Origin of the sequence: Leptolyngbya sp. FACHB-8 (genome assembly GCF_014695575.1) — a bacterium.
Classification (GTDB): Bacteria; Cyanobacteriota; Cyanobacteriia; order Elainellales; family Elainellaceae; genus Vacuolonema.
In genome coordinates this window covers 68,218-91,831 of record NZ_JACJOO010000057.1, presented here as the reverse complement: position 1 = coordinate 91,831, position 23,614 = coordinate 68,218, and the positions used below count along the sequence as shown (strand labels likewise).

General features: G+C 51.5%; 18 protein-coding genes. 12 read left to right on the top strand and 6 right to left on the bottom strand.

Annotated features, from left to right (window positions below; genetic code table 11):
- Positions 1-179 precede the first annotated feature (179 nt).
- The 3 genes from acsF (at position 180) to leuS (ending at position 7,078) form a co-directional block, all read left to right on the top strand.
- On the top strand, positions 180-1,256 hold the full coding sequence (gene acsF, locus H6F91_RS14180) for a magnesium-protoporphyrin IX monomethyl ester (oxidative) cyclase (protein ID WP_190772398.1): 1,077 nt from the start codon (positions 180-182) through the stop codon (positions 1,254-1,256).
- A gap of 703 nt (positions 1,257-1,959) precedes the next feature.
- Positions 1,960-4,347, top strand: coding sequence for a GAF domain-containing protein (locus H6F91_RS14175; protein WP_190772397.1), 2,388 nt, complete (start codon positions 1,960-1,962; stop codon positions 4,345-4,347).
- A gap of 151 nt (positions 4,348-4,498) precedes the next feature.
- The gene (gene leuS / locus H6F91_RS14170; protein WP_190772396.1) at positions 4,499-7,078 is read left to right on the top strand and encodes a leucine--tRNA ligase; all 2,580 of its coding nucleotides are present in this window, start codon (positions 4,499-4,501) and stop codon (positions 7,076-7,078) included.
- Between the two features lie 155 nt (positions 7,079-7,233).
- Here the strand turns inward: leuS and H6F91_RS14165 are convergent, their stop codons facing one another.
- Both H6F91_RS14165 and H6F91_RS14160 read right to left on the bottom strand, forming a co-directional pair.
- A complete protein-coding gene (locus H6F91_RS14165) occupies positions 7,234-7,668 on the bottom strand; it encodes a heavy metal-responsive transcriptional regulator (protein ID WP_190772395.1) in 435 nt (144 codons plus the stop codon).
- A 255-nt stretch (positions 7,669-7,923) separates the two neighbouring features.
- Positions 7,924-8,100 (bottom strand): hypothetical protein, encoded by a 177-nt coding sequence (locus H6F91_RS14160; protein WP_190772394.1) that lies wholly within the window; start codon positions 8,098-8,100, stop codon positions 7,924-7,926.
- 352 nt (positions 8,101-8,452) lie between these two features.
- Between H6F91_RS14160 and ald the strand changes: the two genes are divergently transcribed.
- The 4 genes from ald to H6F91_RS14140 all read left to right on the top strand — a co-directional run bounded on the left by ald (position 8,453) and on the right by H6F91_RS14140 (position 13,223).
- Positions 8,453-9,541 carry an alanine dehydrogenase gene (gene ald / locus H6F91_RS14155; protein WP_190772393.1) on the top strand — a complete coding sequence of 363 codons (1,089 nt, stop codon included), beginning with the start codon at positions 8,453-8,455 and terminating at the stop codon, positions 9,539-9,541.
- Positions 9,542-10,051: 510 nt separating this feature from the next.
- On the top strand, positions 10,052-11,059 hold the full coding sequence (locus H6F91_RS14150; protein WP_190789388.1) for a hypothetical protein: 1,008 nt from the start codon (positions 10,052-10,054) through the stop codon (positions 11,057-11,059).
- Positions 11,060-11,202: 143 nt separating this feature from the next.
- Positions 11,203-12,225, top strand: coding sequence for a trypsin-like peptidase domain-containing protein (locus H6F91_RS14145; protein ID WP_190772391.1), 1,023 nt, complete (start codon positions 11,203-11,205; stop codon positions 12,223-12,225).
- Positions 12,226-12,794: 569 nt separating this feature from the next.
- Entirely contained in the window at positions 12,795-13,223 is a 429-nt protein-coding gene (locus H6F91_RS14140; RefSeq protein ID WP_190772390.1) for a hypothetical protein, read from the top strand.
- 360 nt (positions 13,224-13,583) lie between these two features.
- On the opposite strand, the gene H6F91_RS14135 is transcribed toward H6F91_RS14140, so the two are convergent.
- The 3 genes from H6F91_RS14135 to H6F91_RS14125 form a co-directional block, all read right to left on the bottom strand.
- The gene (locus H6F91_RS14135; RefSeq protein WP_190772389.1) at positions 13,584-14,501 is read right to left on the bottom strand and encodes an MBL fold metallo-hydrolase; all 918 of its coding nucleotides are present in this window, start codon (positions 14,499-14,501) and stop codon (positions 13,584-13,586) included.
- Between the two features lie 210 nt (positions 14,502-14,711).
- Complete coding sequence (locus H6F91_RS14130) at positions 14,712-15,224, bottom strand: inorganic diphosphatase (RefSeq protein WP_190772388.1); 513 nt, start codon at positions 15,222-15,224, stop codon at positions 14,712-14,714.
- 234 nt (positions 15,225-15,458) lie between these two features.
- Positions 15,459-15,659, bottom strand: coding sequence for a hypothetical protein (locus H6F91_RS14125; RefSeq protein ID WP_190772387.1), 201 nt, complete (start codon positions 15,657-15,659; stop codon positions 15,459-15,461).
- Positions 15,660-16,299: 640 nt separating this feature from the next.
- Between H6F91_RS14125 and ahcY the strand changes: the two genes are divergently transcribed.
- The 5 genes from ahcY to H6F91_RS14100 all read left to right on the top strand — a co-directional run bounded on the left by ahcY (position 16,300) and on the right by H6F91_RS14100 (position 22,218).
- Positions 16,300-17,574, top strand: coding sequence for an adenosylhomocysteinase (gene ahcY / locus H6F91_RS14120; protein WP_190772386.1), 1,275 nt, complete (start codon positions 16,300-16,302; stop codon positions 17,572-17,574).
- Positions 17,575-17,780: 206 nt separating this feature from the next.
- On the top strand, positions 17,781-18,389 hold the full coding sequence (locus H6F91_RS14115) for a DedA family protein (protein ID WP_190772385.1): 609 nt from the start codon (positions 17,781-17,783) through the stop codon (positions 18,387-18,389).
- Positions 18,390-18,506: 117 nt separating this feature from the next.
- On the top strand, positions 18,507-20,234 hold the full coding sequence (locus H6F91_RS14110; RefSeq protein ID WP_190772384.1) for an ABC transporter ATP-binding protein: 1,728 nt from the start codon (positions 18,507-18,509) through the stop codon (positions 20,232-20,234).
- Between the two features lie 331 nt (positions 20,235-20,565).
- A complete protein-coding gene (locus H6F91_RS14105) occupies positions 20,566-21,168 on the top strand; it encodes a 5-formyltetrahydrofolate cyclo-ligase (protein WP_190772383.1) in 603 nt (200 codons plus the stop codon).
- Between the two features lie 234 nt (positions 21,169-21,402).
- Positions 21,403-22,218 carry a gamma-glutamyl-gamma-aminobutyrate hydrolase family protein gene (locus tag H6F91_RS14100; protein ID WP_242035785.1) on the top strand — a complete coding sequence of 272 codons (816 nt, stop codon included), beginning with the start codon at positions 21,403-21,405 and terminating at the stop codon, positions 22,216-22,218.
- On the opposite strand, the gene H6F91_RS14095 is transcribed toward H6F91_RS14100, so the two are convergent.
- Positions 22,190-22,732, bottom strand: coding sequence for a pentapeptide repeat-containing protein (locus H6F91_RS14095; protein ID WP_190772382.1), 543 nt, complete (start codon positions 22,730-22,732; stop codon positions 22,190-22,192). The two genes, H6F91_RS14100 and H6F91_RS14095, sit on opposite strands and share 29 nt — an antisense overlap.
- Between the last annotated feature and the right edge of the window lie 882 nt (positions 22,733-23,614).

Genomic DNA, 23,614 nt, shown 5'->3' with positions numbered 1-23,614 from the left:
AAATCTGAACATGGCTCAACAGGCGATCGTTAAGAGTTGCAACTCTTAACAAAGTCCCGATGAATTACACGATTAGAGCCTGATAGACTGATGGACGTGAAATAATGACTATAGGCTAGGTTCAGCCTTATCCTATTTGAAAAAGCGGTAACGCATTAGCAAGCACCCTACGAGTAGCAATGGTAGATTCCCTCAGAAAGCCCGAATTTGATGAAATCCGTCCGGGGGTTAAGGTTCCTGCCAAGGAAACCATCCTCACTCCCCGCTTTTACACTACGGACTTTGACGAGATGGCCAAAATGGACATCTCCGTCAACGAGGATGAGTTGCTAGCCATTCTGGAAGAATTCCGGATCGACTATAACCGCCATCACTTTGTACGGAATGAACTCTTTGATCAGTCCTGGGATTCCATGGATGAGGAAACCCGCCGGCTGTTTGTTGAGTTTTTAGAGCGCTCCTGCACCGCTGAATTTTCCGGCTTCCTGCTCTATAAAGAACTGGGCCGTCGTCTAAAAGACAAAAGCCCGGTGCTGGCCGAGTGCTTCAACCTCATGTCGCGCGACGAAGCGCGCCATGCAGGTTTTCTGAACAAAGCATTGTCAGACTTCAACCTGTCGCTGGATCTGGGCTTCCTGACGAAGAGCCGCAGTTACACCTTCTTCAAGCCCAAGTTCATCTTCTACGCGACCTACCTGTCTGAGAAAATCGGGTACTGGCGTTACATCACCATCTATCGCCACCTTGAATCTCACCCCGAAAATCGCATCTATCCTATCTTCCAGTTCTTTGAAAACTGGTGTCAGGACGAAAACCGTCATGGCGACTTCTTCGACGCAATTATGCGGGCCCAGCCCAGCATCCTGAACGACTGGAAAGCGCGCCTCTGGTGCCGGTTTTTCCTGTTGTCGGTGTTTGCCACCATGTACTTGAACGACTTGCAGCGTTCTGGATTCTATGCGTCTCTGGGCCTGAATGCCCGTGACTATGACATCCATGTCATCAAGAAGACCAATGAAAACGCAGGCCGCGTCTTTCCTCTCGTTTTGAACGTTGAGCACCCCGATTTCATTCGTCTGATGGACGATGCCGCTGCTCACAACATGGAGCTGGTGGAGGTTAACTCCCAGCCCGGTTCTAAAGTTGTGAAGTTACTGAAGAGTGTGCCCCATATCGTCTCGATTGGGGTTGATATGTTGCGCCTCTACCTCATGAAGCCTATCGATACCGCTCGTCTTGAGGGCAGTGTGCGCTAATTTGCACAATTCGCTTTGAATTCCTGCATAGAGCGGCTCCTGGTTAACCAGGGCCGCTTCTTTTATTTTTTGTCTACATATTCTTTTTAAGTGTGGTATCTAGTAGGCTGCGGCCTAAGTTCGCAACCTATGTTTTTATGTAGGGTGCGAAGCACCCTACATAAAAACATAGGTGATGGATTTCCGCCTCAGCGTACTAGTGTTGTGTTCGTTAGGACATCAGGAGCAAATGGGGCAGTGCGCCTATTCGCTCTTGATGTTCTAACGAACAAAGCTCTATATTTCGCGCGCCACTCTCCAAAAAAGGCATCTCTATAGAAATGGGCACTTCAAGAGGCTTAGAACAGTCCTTGTTTACACTTGACCTTTAGTTTAGAAATGGGAGCGTATGATAGGGTAGGGCTCGAATTGTTTGAGCCTTATTAACGGATGTGTCATCCGGAAATGTACTTGGGTTCATTGTTCATACTCAGCGCATCTCAATCCAGATTTATCGCCATATAATTCCTCAGTGAACTTCATGCTTCTCCAGGGGATTGCATAGGCACAACAGATGGTTCTACCGCGACCACAGAATGCAATCTGTTATCTACCGTGACGTCTTCAGTCTCCAATTGCTCCTTTTAGCATCGCAAGAAATGATGGGGTGCTGCCAGGGGTTAAGTCGGCTCAACGAGATGCTCCCTACTAACGGAGGCCAGTTGTGAGAAAACCAGAGAACCCTCAATCTCCTCGCATGGCTGTTCCCGACACGTCTGACGTGAAACTAGGGGAGCTAGATTTGGAAACAGGCTTTCCCAATGGTGATAAGGCGATACTGCGATCGCCCGAGAAAGCGGTCTTCAAAACCACCCTCGCGGCACTCCAGCAAACCATTCTTAAGCTGTATCACAACTACTCTGACCTGGTGGCCCGCGCCGATCACCAGGAGCGCGAGCGAGTGGCCTATCAGCGGCTCTTTGACGATGCGCCGATGGCCTATCTGGTTACCGATTGGGAAGGCCAACTTTTGCGGGTCAACCAGGAAGCCCTACGGTTTTTCGGTTTGAAGGCCGATGAATGGTCGGGGCGATCGCTCACCGAGCTCATCACCATAGACGCCCAGCCCGTGCTCAAAACCAATCTGGCCCACTTGCAGCAACAGGGGGGGCACTGTGAGTTAGAGATGTGTTTGCGCTCTGAGTTGGATCGTGCGGTCTATGGGGTCTTCCGTATTCGGACGGTAGGTGATGCTGAGGAGCCCTTACACTGGCAGGTCTGGGATGCCTCTCAGCGCAAGCAGGCCGAGTTTGACCTGCACCAGCGCATTGAGCGAGAACACCTGACCAATTTGGTGATTCAACGAATCCGCCAATCCCTTGACCCACGACAGATTTTGCACAACACCGTTACCGAAGTGATACGGGTGTTACAGGCGGATCGGGTCGTGATCTACAGTGACGAGTCGGGTAGTTTGAAGGCGATCGCCGAAGCCGTCAAACCCGGGTGGGATTCGCTGCTGGGAGCCGACCTGCAACCCCTCGCCGTTGATCTGGCAACCCAGCTCGAAGCTTTGGGAGAACCCTGGGTGTTGGATGATGTGGCAACATTGCCCAACCTTATGGAAATGGTCAAACTTCTACAACGACAGCAAATTCAGGCAATGGTAACAGTGCCCATTACCCGTGAGGGGCATCTGCTGGGAGTGTTGTCGGTGCATCAGTGCGAATCGATGCGGGTGTGGCAGGGGTTTGAGATCGACCTGCTGCGGCAATTGGGGGATCAGGTCGCGATCGCCCTGCACCATTCCCGCATGTATGAGCGGGCACAACAACTCAACGCCAATTTAGAAGAAGAAGTTCAACGACGCACTGAGCAGATTGGGCGGGTGCTGAAGTACGAATCGATGTTGAAGCGCATTACTGACAAGGTGCGTGACTCCCTCGATGAGAACCAGATTCTACAGGCAGCAGTGCAGGAACTGACGGTCGTGTTGGAGCTGTCCGGTTGTAACGCGGCCCTCTACAACCTGGACGAAAACACCTCCACCATCCTGTACGAGTACACCGACTCAATCCCGGCTTCCTACGGCAAAGTGTCGCGGATGGAAGATTCCCCCGACATTTACCGCCAGCTCAAGGATGGGTTGTCGTTCCAATTTTGTTCTCTCTACCCCAACCCGATGCGGGGATCGCTGGCTATGCTGGCCTGTCCCATCTTCGTCGATCCTGATTCTTCTGAGGGTATCGACCAGACGGTGCTGGGCGACCTGTGGTTGCTCCACGAGAAGGGGTATGTGTTCAATGATTCCGATATTCGGTTAGTGCAACAGGTGGCGAACCAGTGTGCGATCGCCATCCGCCAGGCCCGCCTCTACCGTGCCGCCAAAGCCCAAGTTGAGGAGTTAGAACGACTCAATCAACTGAAAGACCAATTTCTCAGCACCGTTTCCCATGAACTGCGAACTCCCATCGCCAATCTCAAAATGGCGCTGCACATGCTGCAACTCTCGACGAGCCAGGAGAAGAAGCAGCAATACCTGAAGATTTTGGAAAGCGAGTTGGCCCGTGAAGCGGATTTGATTAACGACCTGCTGGATTTGCAGCGGTTGGAGGAGTCAGTGTCGGCGATCGCTGTAGAACCCATCCACTTACCAAGCTGGGCACTCAAGGTCGTCGACCCCTTCCGTACCCGTATGCAAACTTACCGCCAAACCTTCTCCATTCACTGCCCGCCGGAGCTGCCTATCCTGGCCTCCGACCCCCAAATCTTGCAGCGCATCTTGGCTGAACTGCTGAACAATGCCTGCAAATATACCCCCGTTGAATCTGGCATTCACTTGGAAGTTACAGGTGGCATGACGACCCCATCCGGCATCCCAGGGATTCAGTTTCGGCTCTCAAACCAGGCTGAGATTCCAGCCAGCGAACTTCCCCACATCTTTGAAAAGTTCTATCGGGTTCTCCAGGTCGATCGGTATAAGCATGGGGGAACGGGCTTGGGATTAGCGCTGGTGCAAAAACTGGCCGAGCAACTAAAAACTACCATCACCGTTGAAAGCGAGGATGGTTGGACGCACTTTACCCTGTTGGTGCCTCAACAGGCGACCTAATGAATTCAAAACCTGGCTTTGCGAGTGCCGTGGGCATAACCACAGCACTCGCAAAACTGGGATGCAACCTCACACGAATTTATGGGCGTCCTGAGTGTGTCACAATAGCCTAGAAATGTATCATTGAGAGTCCACTAGAGGAGAGACGTTCGTGGAGTCGCGCTACACCCCCGCAACGATTGAGGAAAAATGGCAGGCCGTTTGGGCGGAACAGGGGCTCGATCGGGCCGTGGAAGATTCCGATAAGCCGAAGTTCTATGCCCTGTCCATGTTTCCCTACCCCTCTGGCAACCTGCACATGGGTCACGTCCGTAACTACACCATCACGGATGTGATTGCCCGTGTTCGCCGGATGCAGGGCTATCGTGTGTTGCATCCCATGGGTTGGGATGCCTTTGGTTTGCCCGCGGAGAATGCTGCGATCGATCGCGGCGTTCATCCCGCTAAATGGACGTACCAAAATATCGAAACCATGAAAGGCCAGCTCAAGCGGCTAGGTCTTTCCTATGACTGGGATCGGGAAGTGACTACCTGTGCTCCCGATTATTACCACTGGACCCAGTGGATTTTTATCGAATTCCTGAAGGCAGGTCTGGCCTACCGCAAAGAAGCAGCGGTGAACTGGGACCCAGTGGATCAAACCGTGGTCGCCAATGAGCAGGTAGATAGTGAAGGGCGATCGTGGCGTTCCGGGGCTCTGGTAGAGAAGCGTTTGCTGAGCCAGTGGTTCCTCAAAATCACCGCCTATGCCGAGCAATTGTTGCAAGACCTGAAGACGCTTGATGGCTGGCCCGATCGCGTCAAATTAATGCAAGAAAACTGGATTGGCAAATCTACGGGGGCCGAAGTCACCTTCACCACGGAATCAGGGGATGACCTCACCGTCTTTACCACCCGCCCCGATACCCTCTGGGGCGCCACCTTTATGGTGCTCTCTCCCGAGCATCCTCTGGTGGAAAAGCTGACCACTCCTGAGCAATTGGCAGCGGTACAGGCTTACCAGAAAGAAGCCTCTACGAAGAGCGAAGTCGATCGCATGATGGAGGATCGCGAGAAAACGGGGGTGTGGACGGGCAGCTATGCCATCAACCCCGTCAACGGCGAGAAGATTCCCGTCTGGATTGCAGACTATGTGCTCATGGGTTATGGCACAGGTGCCATCATGGCGGTTCCGGCTCACGACGAACGTGACTTTGCCTTTGCCCGCAAATTTGACCTGAAGGTGAAAGTTGTCGTTCAGCCAGAAGGGCAGGAATTAGATGGCGATACCATGGCAGAGGCTTGGCCCGGTGACGGTGTGATGGTTCACTCCGGCCCGTTGGATGGAACACCTGCCGGAAAGGGCAAAGGCCAGAGTGTGGAGGCGGCCATTCAGTGGTTGGAGTCCAACGGCAAGGGGAAGGGAACCGCCACTTACCGCTTGCGGGATTGGTTGATTTCCCGGCAGCGCTATTGGGGTGTACCCATTCCCGTGATTCACTGCCCAAGCTGTGGCATTGTACCCGTCCCTGATGCCGACCTGCCCGTGCTGTTGCCAGAGAACGTGGAGTTCTCAGGACGAGGCGGATCTCCTCTGGCCAAGCTGGAAGAGTGGGTGAATGTGTCTTGTCCGTGCTGTGGCACAGCAGCCAAGCGGGAGACTGACACGATGGACACCTTTATCGATTCTTCGTGGTACTACCTGCGCTACACCGATGCGCGGAATGGGAAACAGGTGTTCGATCCCTCTAAGGCAAACAACTGGATGCCGGTGGATCAGTATGTGGGTGGGATTGAGCACGCGATTTTGCACTTGCTGTATTCGCGGTTCTTTACGAAGTTTTTGCGCGATCGCAACCTCCTCAACTTCGATGAACCCTTTCAACGTCTGCTGACCCAGGGCATGGTGCAGGGCCTCACCTACCGCAACCCCAAACGCAGTGGTAAAGACCAGTGGATTCCCTCCGATCGCGTCACTGACCCCAATGACCCCCGTGACCCCGAAACCGGCGATCCTCTAGAACGGCTCTACGCCACTATGTCCAAATCCAAGGGCAATGGGGTTGCACCGGAGGATGTGATTGCGAAGTACGGCATTGATACGGCGCGTATGTTTATCCTGTTCAAAGCTCCTCCTGAAAAGGATTTGGAATGGGATGATGCCGACGTGGAAGGCCAATCCCGCTTCCTCAATCGCGTCTGGCGCCTAGTAACGGAATACAGCGAAAACCAGCCCCCTCGTACAACTCCCGTAGCAACCACGAAACCAGAAAAGGATGTGCGGCGCGCTGTCCACACGGCCATTAAGGAAATCACCGAAGACATAGATGGTGATTACCAGTTCAACACCGCTGTGTCGGAATTGATGAAACTGAGCAATGCTCTGGCAGATGCAAGCTGCAAGGATTCCCCTGTTTACGCTGAAGCTATCGAAACCTTGATTGTGTTGATGGCTCCCTTTGCCCCTCACATTGCTGAGGAACTATGGCATGGGCTGGGCCATACAGAATCGGTTCATCTCGCTCCTTGGCCTCAGGTTGATCCGGAAGCCCTGGTGGTGGATGAAATTTCTTTAGTGATTCAGGTGATGGGTAAAACGAGAGGAACAGTTCAGGTACCTGCTACGGCCAGCAAGGACGACCTGGAGAAACTCGCTACTGAATCTGAATTAGCTCAGAAGTACATCGCCGGGAAGGAGATCAAGAAGGTGATCGTCGTACCGGGTAAACTTGTAAACTTCGTTGTGAACTAAACAAGAGGGGTGGCAATGCCACCCCTCTTGTTTTCTAAAGCGAGAACCGCTTAAAATCTGGTTGTTTTTGTGAGAGCCGCGCTCCGCGCGGCTCTCACAAAAACAACCGTGGCTGCTGCAAGCGCAAAGCGCTGTAAAGAAGATTTGTAGGCCAGTTAATCCTTTTGTAAGTTAGGGCAAATGGTGTGAGCCAGGCGATCGCCCGATGGATGCTCGTCCCAACCCGACAAAATGCCTTGCAACTCAGCCCGCAACAATATGAGTGCCTCAATTTGCCGTGTGATCGCATCAACCTTTGCCTCCAGGTGCTGGCGTACTTCACCACAGGGCAACTCGCCGCGATCGCGAATCTCTAAAATATGGTGAATTTCAGCCAGACTCAGCCCCAGAGCCTGAGCCTGTTTAATAAAAGCTAGCCGATTTAATACATCCGTCGAAAACAGCCGATAACCTGTTTCTGAGCGTTCAACCGTCGGACTCAGCAAACCAATGTCATCGTAGTAGCGGATCGTTTTAGAGGGAAGGCCCGTGCGTTCGGCGACATCTCCGACCTTGAGAAGAGGGTTTGTGGGGGAAGAGAGGGAAACCATTGGCGTGTGCTCTATAGCTGAGAGATGCAGGCTTCTTGACCTTTCTAAAACTATAGCGTTCAGCCCCAAAATTCATTGGCTCAGCCGTATTCGTAGACATAGGACTTATACATTTTTATTGTGTGGGGTGTGCTTCATACACTCCACATAATAAAAATGTATAAGTCCTAAAACAACTATGAGAGCGTGGACCACGCCGACGCTCTCACAAATAGCTGGACAGAGGGCGATCGCCCTTCCATAACAACTAAATCTCTAGAGGAGACCCAGCCAGGACATAAGCCCTTGTCCCGTTACATATTCAATGATCAGAGTAATGACAAAACCAACCATAGCTGCACGACCATTTAACCGTTCGGCGTAGTCATTGAACCCGAACTTAGGAACGTCTAGAGTAGGAGTGACAGTGGGTTGAGGAGTAGACTGAGTCATCTTTATTACAAAACTTTACATTCCCTCTTATTGTAGAAGGGTTGGGAGAATCGTCAAGCCCATGTAGTCCCTTTTACATAATGGAGCTACAGCCATAGGTAAGCTGATGTCGGAGCCAGGGCTTTTCCGAGGGGTGCGCTTTGCTCGCCCCTCGGAAAAGCCCTGGCCCGAAAACTTTAGTGGTTGACATACAGAGCCAGGCGGGAGTACAGCACCCACCCGACTCTGTCTATTCCCATCGGTATGAGATTACTGGCTCATGGATATGGCTCAATCCCTTGGGTGAAGAAGGGCTGCGAAATTATGCCTAAGCTAGAAGTAGAGCCAGTTTTACACATCATCGAGGTCTGCTATGGAAATCGGTGTCCCCAAAGAGATTAAAGACCAGGAGTTTCGCGTAGGATTAAGCCCGGCTAGCGCTCGCGCATTGGTTGAAGCCGGGCATGGCGTTTTTGTAGAAACCAACGCGGGTCTCGGCTCTGGTTTTAAAGACGAAGATTATGAAGCAATCGGTGCCACCATCGTTCCTGCCGCCGAAAGTGCCTGGAACCGCGAGATGGTGGTCAAAGTGAAGGAGCCATTGCCCGATGAATATGGCTATATGCAAAAGGATCAGTTGTTATTTACCTATCTGCACCTGGCTGCAACTCGCGAACTGACCGAGCAACTGATGCGGGCTGGGGTCACGGCGATCGCCTACGAAACCGTCGAACTTCCCAATCACACTCTACCCCTGCTCACTCCCATGAGCATCATTGCCGGCCGGCTCTCAGTCCAGTTTGGAGCCCGCTACCTGGAGCGCCAGCAAGGGGGTCGGGGCGTATTATTGGGAGGCGTACCCGGAGTACAAGCAGGCCATGTTGTCGTACTGGGGGGTGGCGTTGTGGGTACAGAAGCCGCTCGCATTGCCGTTGGCATGGGTGCCCGAGTGCAAATTTTTGACATTAATGTCGAACGGCTAAGCTACCTGGAAACCCTATTTGGGTCTCGGGTCGAGTTGCTCTACAGCAGCCCTGCCGCCATTGAACCGGCGGTTCGAACAGCGGATCTGGTTGTAGGTGCAGTCCTGGTGCCTGGTCGTCGGGCCCCGATCCTGCTCTCAAAAGAACTGGTTAGCCAAATGAGACCTGGCTCGGTCATTGTGGATGTGGCGGTCGATCAAGGTGGTTGTGTAGAAACCCTGCACCCTACATCCCACAGCAACCCAACCTACACGGTTTCGGATGTCGTCCATTACGGAGTGCCCAACATGCCGGGAGCCGTTCCCTGGACAGCGACTCAGGCGCTAAATAACAGCACCCTTCCCTATGTCGTGAAGTTAGCCAACTACGGTGTCAAAGCATTGGAGATGGATGCATCCTTAGCCGGAGGGCTTAACGTTCGGCACCATGAGCTGGTTCATCCTGCTGTTCAGCAGGTATTCCCTGATCTAGCTCAGTAGTAAGGATGTAGAGGTAATCTGGGCAGATAGGGGTTGGCAATTTTAGGCCACTCCCTACTGTATCTCGTCATCTACTATGCGATTTTGACAGGCTGACTTGTCAAAAGCAGCATGGTAAACAGCTAATACTCAACGACCTAGTTTGCCCCTGTTTAAAGCTGGGATGCTTTGATCCCCCGGCTTCAAACAGAGGTTAATTTCTGCTGCTTAATACTAGTATGCTGAGGCAGAAGTGTACAACCTATTTTTTGTGGTGGGGTGCTTCGCACCCCACCACAAAAAATAGGCAACGAACTTAGGCCGTAGCCTACTAGAGTTCTAGGTTTTGGTCACGTAGCAGAACGTATATGATAAATCTGATGAGATAAATGTAGTGATCGCCTCTAAAGTTGTAATTCTTAATAGGAGGCATGTAACGAAGATCACACCTAGTCTCGGTATAATCCTAAAAACCATTGGGATTTGCCCAAAATTCAGCATTCATTCTAAGTGAATATAACGAAGGTTTTTATGCAGCCAGGGTTTAATTCGACCGACCATCAGTCTTTAGCTGGCCTTTGGGCAAAAAAATATATCGAAAACCTGTGTGACCCTTCAGAGCGCGAAGATCGATCGCCTCCTGTAGGCGATCGCACCAGGATTGCGGCTAAACTGCGCGATCGCCTCAGATTTTGCAGTTCCCAGGCCTGGACAAAAACTGAGAATCTTCTTATCAAAGAGATTGCGAGACATCGGATTGACCCCAGCCATATTAATCCCTGGCGTATTGCTGAAGACTCCCACCAACTGTTTGAAAAAGCATGTGAAAACTATCAGAATCACATCACCCCTGAAAAGTTTTCCGTCATTATTTCACCTCAATGCGGTCAAGTTCGTCAGCATCATACGGCGGTTGACCCCCGGCTTTTAGGGTTTCTAAGTATGCAGTTTCATTTCACAGGCAAATTCCTTCTTGAGGAATTGACCCCTGTGGAACGAATCTTCATTGCTGACTACTTCAAGGTGATGGATGATCACCTTTATATGCCCCTACAAAGAGCCTATGATGCAGCCGCTCAACATTCCTTAAATGCGCCTGCATTGCTCGCAGTACGGCAGCTTCTGCCCCTATCGACTCGCATTGCTGAGTTTATTGCAGCCCATGTAGCGGAGCAAAATTCTAGCTATCGAACCTATAGTGGCTATTTGAGCAATACCGTCGTCAAAACTTCCAGCATTCGGGACATCGAAATGTTCCAAATTTACCTTTGTTTGTGTGTACTGGAAGAAAGCATGACGAGTGTTCAGGAAGAACTCTTTCCGCTTTGTGTCATGCTCTATCCCCCACTAAAGGTGCAGTGGAATTTAGTGCGTCAATTAGTTGAAGGTTTAAATCAGGAATTGCAACGGCGCCTTAACCCCGAAAACTACAAAACATTTTCGCCCTACTTAACGGCGTTGCAGAGCATGTTTTCTATCAATGTTTTTCCAGAAGAGGGTGAAGTTCTGCCCCACGCGTTAGAAACCAAAAACCTGTAGACATTTCCCAGCAGACTCTTTAACGCTCAAGTCGCGATTTCCGTTCCTGTCAGGAGAGACGACCGTACCATTCTTGCACCCCCAATGTTGAGGGCGCTCGGCACAATGGAAACACCCTTCTCATCGTGCCAGGGAGCAATCACATGACTGGTTTGCAGTTCGTCTCAAATTCTGGCTCCGAGTCTCATGGTCCGGCACAGCTACCCCGAGTGAACGACGGCCCCTTGTTGGATGCCTACTCTGAGGCCGTAGTCAATGTTGCCGAAACCGTCAGTCCATCCGTTGTGAACATTGAGGTGTGGGGACGGCGTGGGCAGCGAAGTGGCCTCGCTGGCAATGGTTCGGGGTTTGTGCTTACACCAGACGGATACATTCTCACCAATAGCCACGTTGTTCAAGGAGCAAGCCGTCTGGAAGTCACCCTACCCGACGGACAGCGGGGTGCTGCTGATCTAGTGGGCAGCGATCCAGAAACAGATTTGGCGGTCATTCGAGTTCATGCGCCAACGCTGGTGCCTGTTACGCTGGGAGATTCTGATCAAGTACGAGTAGGGCAGATGGCGATCGCCATCGGTAACCCCTATGGCTTCCAGGCTACCCTGACCGCCGGAGTTGTGAGCGCTCTGGGGCGATCGCTCCGTTCCCGTACTGGCCGCCTGATTGACAACATCATTCAAACCGATGCAGCTTTGAACCCCGGTAACTCTGGTGGCCCCTTAGTTAATTCTCGAGGCGAGGTTATTGGTGTGAACACCGCCATTATCCTTCCAGCACAGGGGATTTGCTTTGCGATCGCCGTCAACACAGCCCGTTACGTGGCTGGTCAGCTCATTCAAAACGGACGTATTCGTCGGGGCTACATTGGGGTGGGTGGCCAAAATATTTCGCTTCCTCGTCGGCTCGTGCGATTGCTTGACCTCACCTTCGAGAGCGGCGTTCGCATCTCCTCCATCGAAGCCAACAGCCCCGCTCAACGAGCTGGGTTACGGCTGGGCGATATCATCATCGGGTTCAACACCCAACGTGTAACGGGCATTGACGACTTACACCGCTGCCTCACTGAGGAGCAAGTCGATCAACCGGCTACTCTTACCGTGATACGTGACGCAACCCGGCAGAGCCTAACCATTATTCCTGCAGAATCGCCCCAGCGATCGCCGGACTAAAGCATCTAATGAAAGTAAAACACCCCTACCTTACCCCTACGTCCACCCAGCAATTCTCATTTTGAAATCAGGCCCGAAAACCGCGCGCCTTCGCGCGGTTTTCGGGTATCAAAGCCAAGAGTTCACGCCCGTAGGGCGTGAACTCTTGGCTTTGATACCCATACTGAGAATTGCTGACGTCCACCCCACAAACTTGATCTAAACCCTACAGATGCGAGCGGCCCATTTTGGCGTGTTCGGAGTGTACGCCAAAATGGGCTCTTGGCTTATCTCGAATTAAGGTTAACAACTGTGCTTAAGTCTCATACCACATGAATAACGGCGATCGCTTCGAAAAACTTCATCCGAAAATCTCCTAAGTCAGTTCATCCAACCTGTCCCTTGATAGGGATAATAAGGAATAGCTGAGACATTATGAGTCACCCTGGTTTGGGATGCAGCGGCCTTAGGGACGCATCTGCTCATCAATGTCCCTCCGGCGTAATAAGCACTTGAACGAATTGCTGATTGAAACAGCGGTTGAATCTGATCCGTGACCTGGTAGCGTAGCATTTGGAGCAGTCAAACAAATGGGTTTTATCAATAAACTATTCGGTGGTCTTTTTGCCGTCCTGGGGGCAATTTTTGGGGGCCTCTTCAAGCTCATCGGTTTAGGTAAGAAATCAGAATATTTCCTGGAAGCAGATACAGCCGCAGGTGCTTCTACGGAAGCAAAAGCACCTGCTCCCGCTAAAGTCGAGGCAAAGCCTGCTCCGGCCAAGGCCGAGGCAAAGCCTGCAGCAAAAGCTAAAGCAGCTCCTGCTGCGGCCAGCACGAATGGGAAGGTTGCTAATCCCGCTCCCACGGTTGCTGCAACCAAGCCCGTCGCTGTAGCTGAACCTCAACCTACCAACTTTGCCACCAATTTTTCCGTGAATGGGACTTCAAGCCGTCGCCGTCCTGGCCCCAGCCTGAATCCATTCCTAGATATGGCCAAGCAAATTAAGCCTCAAAGTTAAGGCAGTTAGTTTCACATAAAAAACAGGGGTGAAATTCACCCCTGTTTTTTTTCGCCATTATTAGACCTCCTACATGAGGCAGTTTTTGAGGGCGTGAATCCCTGCGGGGCTAAAAACAGGACTTCTCATATTGACGATACGTAACCCCAGTTCGGGATAAGCTGAAGTGCTCATTTTGGCGTGCGCAAAGCGCACGCCAAAATGAGCGTTTTCGAGTGCCGCGCGTTGCGCGGCACTCGAAAACACCCTTAACCCGAACTGAGGTTACGTAGCACCAACAATATAAGGAGCCGTCGCTCCAAACTTTGACAGCGATACAGTGTTGTTCGACTAAATCCAACCTGCCACTGAGTTAATGAGCTAATCGGATTTCCCCTGAGTCTTAACTAGAGGAATGGTCATCCCCTCCCGAGCTAGAAGAACATTAGGAAACTGCTGCTGAATATCCTTTTCAACCTGCTCCAGGAACTGGTCGTCGTGCTCCGGGTCATGATGGAATAAGACCACCTTTTTGACGTTAGCGGCGATCGCTAACTCAATTCCTGCTTGCCACATGGCTGGGCGATGCTCTGCCCCTTGATCCCCTTTGTAAATATGCTCTGTATAGAAAGCATCGTATATTAGTACATCGGCTTCATGAGCCAGATAGAGTAGCCCCTGGTCCAGCGCACCCGATTCATGATCCGTGTCAGTGGCATAGACCACAGAATGGCCATCCCAGGCGATCCGATAACCCAAAGCACCATGGGGCCGGTTAAGGGAAATTGTTTCCACTGTTACCCCATCAATGGGAATAATCGAACCAGCCGAAATATCGTGAAATTGCAAACTAGCCTGCATTGCCTGAAGTGGCACCGGAAAGTTGGGAATCAACATTTGGTCACAGAGCCGCTGCTTAATGGATGCGCCATTTGGCCCCACAGCTCCATAGATGCTGAACTGATTCCCCTCCACAAAGGCGGGCATGAAAAACGGGAACCCCTGGATGCGATCCCAGTGGGTGTGGGTGAAAAAGATGTGGGCCGAGACGGGCGATCGTGGCCGGAGGTACTTACCTAGAAGCCGTAATCCCGTACCGCCATCAAAAATGAGGCGCTGGCCAGCTACCACAACTTCTACGCAAGAGGTATTACCCCCAAACCGTGTAGTTTCTACACCGGGCGTTGGAATGTTGCCTCGCACACCCCAAAACCGAACTTGAAAGTCGTCCGGCACCGGATTGAAGGAGGTCGTTGAACCAGTGTTGGCTTCAGCGTTGGTCGGGTCAAAACCTAACATTTGGGAATCGGCCTAATCGTAGTGGGCAGGGCAAGTTGTCCCCTGGCTATAGAGTTCCCTGATGCCTGGGATTGTCATCCAACCCGGGCTGAAGACGCGATGAAGATATCCCAGATTCTCTAGCATAGCAATTCTGGCAGAAATGGTGTTTATTTCACGGTGCCGGCGGATGAGATTGTTACAAAGTCTCATCCGCCAGACCCCATTGGATTAAGCTTGGTAAGCTTTTACACACTTCTCGACCAGGGGCATAACTAGATCAACATCTTTCCACCCCAGAATTTCGGTCACTTTCTTCTCCAGATTCTTGTAAGTTCTGAAGAATTCGGCAACCTCTTCAAGCCGATGAGGAGCGACATCCGCTAGGGTCTTGACCTGGGCATAGCGGGGGTCTTTGTCGGGAACGCAGAGAATTTTCTCGTCGCGATCGCCGCCATCAACCATTTCCAGCATTCCAATAGGACGTGCTGCAATCACGCAACCCGGAAAGGTGGGCTGATCCATAATTACCAGGCCATCCAGGGGATCGCCGTCGTCAGCCAGAGTGTTGGGCACAAAGCCATAATCAAAGGGATACATCAGGGAGCCGTAGAGCACCCGATCCAGGGCCATCGCGCCCAGGTCTTTGTCAAACTCATACTTATTTTTGCTGCCCGCAGGAATCTCGATCAGGACATTAATTAAACCCGGTTTCGGTTGAGCCGGAATGCGCGATAAATCCACAATAACTCTCCGTCTTCTGTGCTTCGGTTGAGTATGACCAGCCAAAAGCTGTGACAGGATAACCAGCCACAGCCATAAAAACCAGCCTACCCGAATAGCATTTTATGGGAAGACGGGAATTAACTTGTAAAAGAGGACATTTGATCCGCTGATGTTTCGCTTAAATACCGCATGAAACACTGCCCTCACGGGGATGGATCGAATGCCTCTAAATCCAGAGGTGGTTCTCAAACCCTATAGACCTTGGTGGGTGGCAGGAGCCGACGTTGGCGAGATCGTATTAGGGGTGGAAACAGGGGGTGGACTGGTGGAGTAGTAGGCGATCGCCGCTACAGGTAGAATTAACGTCACCAGGGCGATCAGCGTACCTGCGATGTTTGCAAGACGATGCGGAGGAGGTTCAGTAAAAGTCTCGACTTGACTACCAGATTCCATAAAGCTGTATGCGAGAGGACAATGGAGCCAACCTCTACCGTGATAAATCAGTTGATTCACACGGGGTTAGAAGATACCCACGTTTAGAGCCAGAGCTCAAATGGATGGGGTGGGGCGGCTCCTAGCCAGGACAGACGTGCCACCAGCTAAAAAGATTCTTCCTACCTTATATTCTAGCGAGGTTAACCCAAGCAGACAGGGTCGTAATTTCCTAACTAGAGTTTTTTCGGTTTCTCCAGGGATTTGACAGTAAACCCCCTAAAACCGTGAACGGTTCTGTTCTACACCGCCGTAGACGGTAATTCCGGATGCGTTCCCAAAACCTAGTTACAGGTTAAATATTCCAAAGGGTAGCAACAACCGCAGCTTCCCGGACTTCTCAAGAGGTAAGGTCAACGATTTTACAAACCTCAAAAAAACCATCCTCTGAGTTAGCCCATTTGAAGCTGTAGCAAACCCTGAGATAGCTTACAAACTGGCACTTCTGTGGGCATGAGTTAAAAATTCGCTGAATTCACCATCAGCCTCATTCTTTAGCAGGATATTCGCTGCTAACGGTGTAGATCATTTGTCGGATTGGACGAAGATGGGTAGGCTAGTGAAAGCAAATTCTCAAGATTTCTTAAGACGGTTCCCCTAAATGACCACCACAACCATTGTCAAACATGAAGTGAAAGATCTGTCCCTGGCAGATCAGGGGCAGCAACGGATCCAGTGGGCAGGCCGGGAGATGCCGGTATTGCGCCAAATTCAGGATCGCTTCGCCAAAGAAAAGCCCCTGGCGGGTCTGCGCCTGATTGCCTGCTGCCACGTCACCACTGAGACGGCTCACCTGGCGATCGCCATCAAAAATGCTGGGGCAGATGCCCTGCTAATTGCCAGCAACCCCCTCTCCACTCAAGATGATGTGGCCGCTAGCCTGGTGGTACACCATGGCATTTCCGTTTACGCCATTAAGGGCGAAGACAACGAAACCTACCACCGCCACGTGCAGACCGCTCTCGATCATCGCCCCAACATCATCATTGACGATGGTAGCGACGTGGTAGCCACCCTGATTCAGGAGCGTCAGGACCAAATCGCTGATGTAATTGGTACCACCGAAGAGACAACCACCGGTATTGTGCGCCTGAAGGCCATGCTGCGGGATGGGGTGCTGGCTTTCCCTGCGATGAACGTGAACGATGCAGACACCAAGCACTTCTTTGACAACCGTTACGGGACGGGCCAATCCACGTTGGATGGGATCATTCGGGCGACCAACATTCTGCTGGCCGGTAAGACTGTGGTGGTCGCCGGTTACGGTTGGTGCGGTAAGGGCACCGCTCTGCGGGCTCGCGGCATGGGTGCCAACGTGATTGTGACTGAAATTGATGCCATCAAGGCGCTAGAAGCTGTGATGGATGGCTTCAAGGTGGTGCCCATGGATGTAGCGGCTCCCCAGGGCGACATCTTCATCACCGTGACAGGCAACAAACACGTCATCCGTCAGGAACACTTCGAGCGGATGAAGGATGGGGCGATCGTTTGTAACTCTGGCCACTTCGATATCGAAATCGACCTCAAGTCGCTGCGGTCGATGGCCAGCGAAGTGAAGACTGTCCGTTCCTTCACCGAGGAATATCGTCTGACCAACGGCAAGTCTGTGGTGGTTCTGGGCGAAGGCCGTCTGGTGAACCTGGCCGCCGCAGAAGGCCACCCCAGCGCTGTGATGGACATGAGCTTTGCGAACCAGGCTCTAGCCGTTGAATACCTGGTGAAGAACAAGGGCAAGTTGGCTCCTGGCATTCACTCCATTCCTCGGGAATTGGATGAGGACATTGCTCGCCTGAAGCTGCAAGCCATGGGCATCGCTGTGGATACCCTCACCTCTGAACAGATCGAGTACATCAACTCCTGGACTGCGGGTACCTGATCAAGCGTATGGGTTGTGTGCTCAGCCCGCACGACTAAATCTTTTGGAGAAGGGTCGAGAATTCGGCCCTTCTTCAATAAGGATTTACAGCAGATGCAAACCTCAAAAAGTTTTTATGAAAACTCGATAACCTGTCCATTCAGGTTCCTTAAAGTACCTAGGATTGACTCAACCTTGACTCTTCTACCCATCGCCCCACTGACGCTATGACTGAATGGATTACGCAAATGATGGAATCTCTGGGATACCTGGGGATTGGCATGTTGATGTTTCTGGAAAACCTGTTCCCCCCAATTCCGTCTGAGTTGATTATGCCGTTAGCGGGCTTTACCATCAGTCAGGGCAAAATGGGATTTTTACCAGCGATCGCCGCTGGCACCATAGGCACCGTGTTAGGAGCCTTCCCCTGGTACTTCGTAGGGTACTTCTTTGGAGAAGCCCGGCTCAAAGCATGGGCCGATCGCTATGGCAAATGGATCACGGTTTCTAGCAAAGATATTGACAAGGCAGTCAACTGGTTCAACCGACACGGCGGTAAAGCCGTATTTCTGGGTCGTCTGGTGCCAGGGGTACGGACCTTAATCTCGTTGCCTGCTGGGCTAGCCGGGATGAACTTCCCCCTGTTCCTGCTTTACTCCACCATTGGAACTGTCATTTGGACAACGTTGTTGACCTGGTTGGGCTATGCTCTTGGCGAGAACTACGACGAGGTTGACCATTATCTGGGCCCCGTTTCCAAAATTGTGCTTCTGTCGCTAGGGATCGGGTTTGGCCTCTGGATCTGGCGGCGTCAGCAACGCACAAATCATCCATAAGTCAGTCAAAAACGATGAGAGGGTGAGAGCTGTGCTCTCACCCTCTCATCGTTTTTGGCGGTAGGGTTTTGAGGGCGAAACCTGATAGCCTAGCTAAGCAAGCATCTTGGTAGTGGTTTGAAACAGCGTTCGAGTTATTTAAGGCTTCTCCCTTACCTTCGCCCACACTGGCGAACCATTGCGTTTGCTTTGGGCTGCACCGCTGTTTTTACTGCTGCCTGGCCGTTGCTTGCCTGGTTAGCCGGAAAAATGCTGGGCTTGTTGGTGCAGGGGCAAGTGGGGCCGCTGGCTCGCTGGTCACTGGTGGTAGCCGGGATATTTTTAGTGCAAAAAACCGCACAGTATGGCCAGGATTCTTTAATGGCTAGAGCGGCGCTGGCGATCGCCCTCGACCTGCGCAACCACACCTATGCCCACCTCCAAACCCTCAGTCCCAGTTACTTCGAACGCAAGCAAACTGGAGATCTCACCTATCGCTTAACCGAAGACATTGATCGCATCGGAGAGGTGGTCAATAAAGTCTTCCATGACTTTACGCCCTGCATTTTGCAGTTGATCGCCGTGTTTGGCTACATGGTGTACCTCAACTGGCAACTCACCGTCGCTAGCCTGGTGCTGGTGCCCTTTATGGGATGGCTCATCGGTTGGTTTGGAGAACAGATGCTCGTGTTTTCCCGCAAAAGCCAGAGCTTAATCTCTGACTTGTCATCCCTATTAACAGAAGTATTTAGCGGCATTCGTCTAATTCGTGCCTTTGCCGCTGAGGAGTACGAGATTGCCCGGTTTGCCCGAGAAGCGGAGCGAAATCGGCGGGCAAAGTATCGGGCAGCCTGGTTGCGATCGGTGCAGTTTCCCGTCGTCGGATTCCTCTATGCCTTGAGTGTATTGCTGCTGCTGTTGCTGGGGGGATGGCAGATTAGCCTGGGCAACCTGACCGGGCAGGAATTTGGTAGCTACGTCGTAGCGGTAGCCATGCTGATCGATCCCATTGCCCACCTGACAGAGAACTACAACGAGTTTAAGCAAGGGCAAGCCTCCGTCGATCGCATCTTTGAATTATTAGATATGCAGCCGTCGGTGGTGGAAGCACCCAATGCGATCGCCCTCCCCCGAGTTAGCGGCAAGGTGGAGTATCGCCAGGTCACCTTTGGATATGAAGCCCATCAACCAACGCTGCGTAATCTGAGTTTACTAGCGTTTCCGGGAGAGGCGATCGCCCTTGTCGGTGCATCAGGAGCCGGAAAATCCACATTAGTCAATTTGCTGCTGCGGTTCTACGATCCTCAATCGGGCCAAATTCTCATCGATGGTACGGACATCCGTCAGGTAACCTTTCAAAGCTTGCGTCGCCAGATTGGGCTGGTTCCTCAGGAAACCATTCTGTTCTCCGGCACGATCGCCCAAAATATAGCTTTTGGTCAAAAAGTATTTGAGCTGGAGCGGGTCGAAGAAGCGGCAAAGATTGCCAATGCCCACTCCTTCATCCGTCAGTTCCCCGACGGCTACGACACCTGGGTCGGAGAGCGGGGTATGAATCTATCGGGTGGACAGCGTCAGCGGATTGCGATCGCCCGCGCCGTCCTGCTTAATCCTAGAATCCTGATTCTGGATGAAGCAACTTCCGCTCTGGATGCTGAATCAGAAGCGCTGGTGCAGGAAGCGCTAGAGCGATTGATGCGCGATCGCACCGTCTTCATCATTGCTCATCGCCTTGCCACTGTTCGCCGGGCCGATCGCATTCTGGTGTTAGAACAAGGCCAGGTGGTCGAGTCAGGCACCCATGCCGAACTGCTAGATGCAGGCGGACGTTATGCCCGCTACTATGCTCAGCAGTTTGATACCTGAGGGTCCTTACAGAGATAACTGTTTGGAAGAGTGAGGTTCTGCCTTACTCTTCCAAACAGTTATCTCTGTAAGGACCCTAAATCTGTGATGTAGGGTGAACTGAGGTCACTCTACATCACAAAAAAGCAGCAGTTCTCAGTATGGGCATTAAAGCCAAGAGTTCACGCCCTACGGGCGTGAACTCTTGGCTTTAATGCCCGAACGGTTTTCGGGCCTGATTTCAAAATGAGAATTGCTGACAAAAAAGTGTGAATTAAGCCGACCGCCAAATTTTCAGGTAAAGTGGTTGTCAAAGGCTGTCAATCCCTTACCCTACGACAGTTTCATCGCAGTGAACGCAGCGGATCCGCAATCTCAAAAGGCTGACCTTCGACGATCGCTTCTCCGGGCCAGACAGGCCATGCACCCAGATCTTTGGCATGAAAAGAGCGATCGCCTCTGCGTGCACTTACAAAACTGGCCCACCTTCCAGCAGGCGCAAACTGTGCTGGCCTTCTTCAGCTTTCGGAAAGAACCCGAATTAAGACCCCTTCTTTTTCTACCGAAACGTTGGGGATTTCCACGTTGTGAGGGCAAAACTCTCACATGGCATCGCTGGGCACCGAATGCCATCCTCCCCCTCCAGCAGGGTGCCTACGGCATCACCGAGCCCCACCCCCGAGCCCCTGTTATTTCTCCCCATGAAGTTGATTTGATTCTGATTCCGGCAGTTGCCTGTGACGTACGCGGCTATCGCCTGGGCTATGGTGGCGGCTTTTACGATCGTATGCTCAGCTCTCCTGCCTGGTTAAACATTCCCACCATCGGTATTGTGTTTGAATTCGCCCGTCTTCCCAAGCTTCCTGTCGCCCCATGGGATCGAAAGCTGCATGGTATTTGCACGGAAGCTGGGCTATTCATGAGCGGCTCTTCATCAACGCAAATTGGAGCATAAAGTTTATAGCCTTACAGCGCTTTGCGCTTGAATCAGCCACGGTTGTTTTTGTGAGAGCCTGACTCCACGCAGCTCTCACAAAAACAATGAGATTTTAAGCGCTTGAAAAGCGCTGTAGGCAACTGGGTTAGGACAATTTACTTTTGAAAAGCGGCGCTGAGTACGGTTTTTCAAAAATAAACTTCCTGGTTCTAATCGCGTAGTGCTCTACGGGTTTTCCGAAGGGAAGCTCGCATGACTTCAGCAAATACAACGATTGCCCATTCGGTACCTCTGGGTAGCCTGTGTGTATTCCTGATTCGTCTCTCTGCAATTATGGCAGCTCCATTGATTGGCATTACCACGCCCGGGCAGGATGCAACGGGCAACATTCAACTGAACATTGCCTATATCAATGCCGTCCGGCGAGCGGGCGGCATTCCAGTTTTATTGACTCCGGGTGAAGAAAAGAGCGATCGTCTATTAGCTCATCTGGATGGGGTATTGTTTACGGGAGGCGGTGACCTGCACCCCCAGCACTACAACGGAACAAGTCATCCCACCCTGGCCCGTATCGATTTGGAGCGCGACCAGTTCGAATTAGACTTAGCCCGTCGGGCGCTCCAGAGCGAGCGGGCTATTTTAGGAATTTGTCGGGGATTACAAGTGTTAAGTGTGGCCAGTGGTGTAGCCCTTGTTCCCCATGTACCCGAACGGTTTGGAAGCGAGGTGTCCCATCTGGTTCTACAGGCTGAAACCCCCATTCCGACACGCCATGGGGTAAGCCTTGTAGCGGGAAGCCAGATGGCAGCTTTAGTGGGTAGCCTGTCGATCGAGATCGTATCGTGGCACCATCAAGCCATTACAACAATTCCCCCGGGGTGGAGAGTAGCAGCCTATGCTCCCGATGGACTGATCGAGGCGATAGAGCATGGGTCGCATCCGTGGGCGATCGCTGTTCAGTGGCATCCCGAGCTATCTGCTGAGAAAGACCCTCATCAGCAACGGATCTTTCGAGCATTTGTTCGGGCAGCCCAGGGGCTTAGTTATGGATTGTCCCGTCCGGCATAATTGTTTGATCCAGAATCGCTCCGGATAAGTCAGCATTCGTCAGGTCAGCGCCTCGCAGGTCAGCACGACTGAGATTTGCACCATTCAGACGAGCCTCCTGCAAGCTAGCACCACCCAGAAACGCACCACTGAGATTTGTGCGAATTAAGTTCGCCTTCCGTAGGTCAGCCTTCCACAGGTTAGCTTCCGTCATATCAGCACCACTCAAATCAGCACGGTACAACTTTGCATCACTAAAATTGACTCGCTTCAGCAATGCGCGGGAAAGCCCAATTTCCCATAACCAGGCTCCTTGCAGGTTACCTCCACTTAAGGTAGGTGCTTGAACAAAGAACTTACCATCCTTAACCAGAAGACGAGTAAAGGTTTTTTTCCCATTCTCGTACTCTCTCAGGAAATCGGTTGCACTGAGTTTGTAGATTAGGGTGGGCTGCTCACGAGGAGGCAGTGCCGAGGAAGAGGTAGAAACCGTAGGAGCAATAGACTGAGGGGAACGCACGGGAGAGTCGGTCATAGGTGTCTATGTCACGTTTGCTACCTCATTTTTCGAGCGGTTCCCAAGCTCAGCCGGAACGTGAAATGCAAGTTATTGTGAATGATTGGACTCTTTTATAAGCGCCACAGGCTTTAAATCTATATATTTCAAGTGAAGAACTGCGTGAAATTACCTACAAGTTGTCAAGAACCTTAAATCTTGACACATTCGGTGATAGAAGCTCCATCAAGGATCAGCACCATTTATTTGGTCTACAAAACTTGTTAGATGTTCCTCATGCTTTATCAACGAGACAATTGAAAAACCTTGATACTGCTATCGACCCTTACGCAGATTAAACGGAGAATCCGGAAAAACCTGGTTCTACCGAAGTGAATTACCGGGCTAGAAACTTTGTTACTAAGAGCCTCGAGAGCACCAAGCTTGTATCAGAAGGAGCGAAGCTCTACCTCTCTCCTTTTGATACAAGATAGCTGGTAAGGGTACATCCCACTTTTGCAGATTGAAATCCCAGTTTTGTTAATGTGGCGGGCTTCGCCCGCCACATTAACAAAACTGGGATGCACCCGCTGGTGATAGTTATATCTAAAATTTCTATATCAAAGTCGATTAAGTGCCGTACTATTCAATCGAATTTGCGTATTTTCAAGGAGAAGAACGGCTTTGCTAATAAAACACAAAAGGCTGTGCCATAAGCTTTATAGGCAGCACAGCCTTTTGTGTTTTATCGCCCTTCTTTAACAAGCAGCCGTATGGCTGAAATACGGCCTGAATACGGGAGGAAGCTTTTGAAAACAATACGTATTTCTACCCTTGTTTTGACTTTAGAAGAGTACGAATTGAGACTCGCTTGGATACCAGGTAAGCCGTGTTAAATTTATCACCTCATCAGTTTAGAAA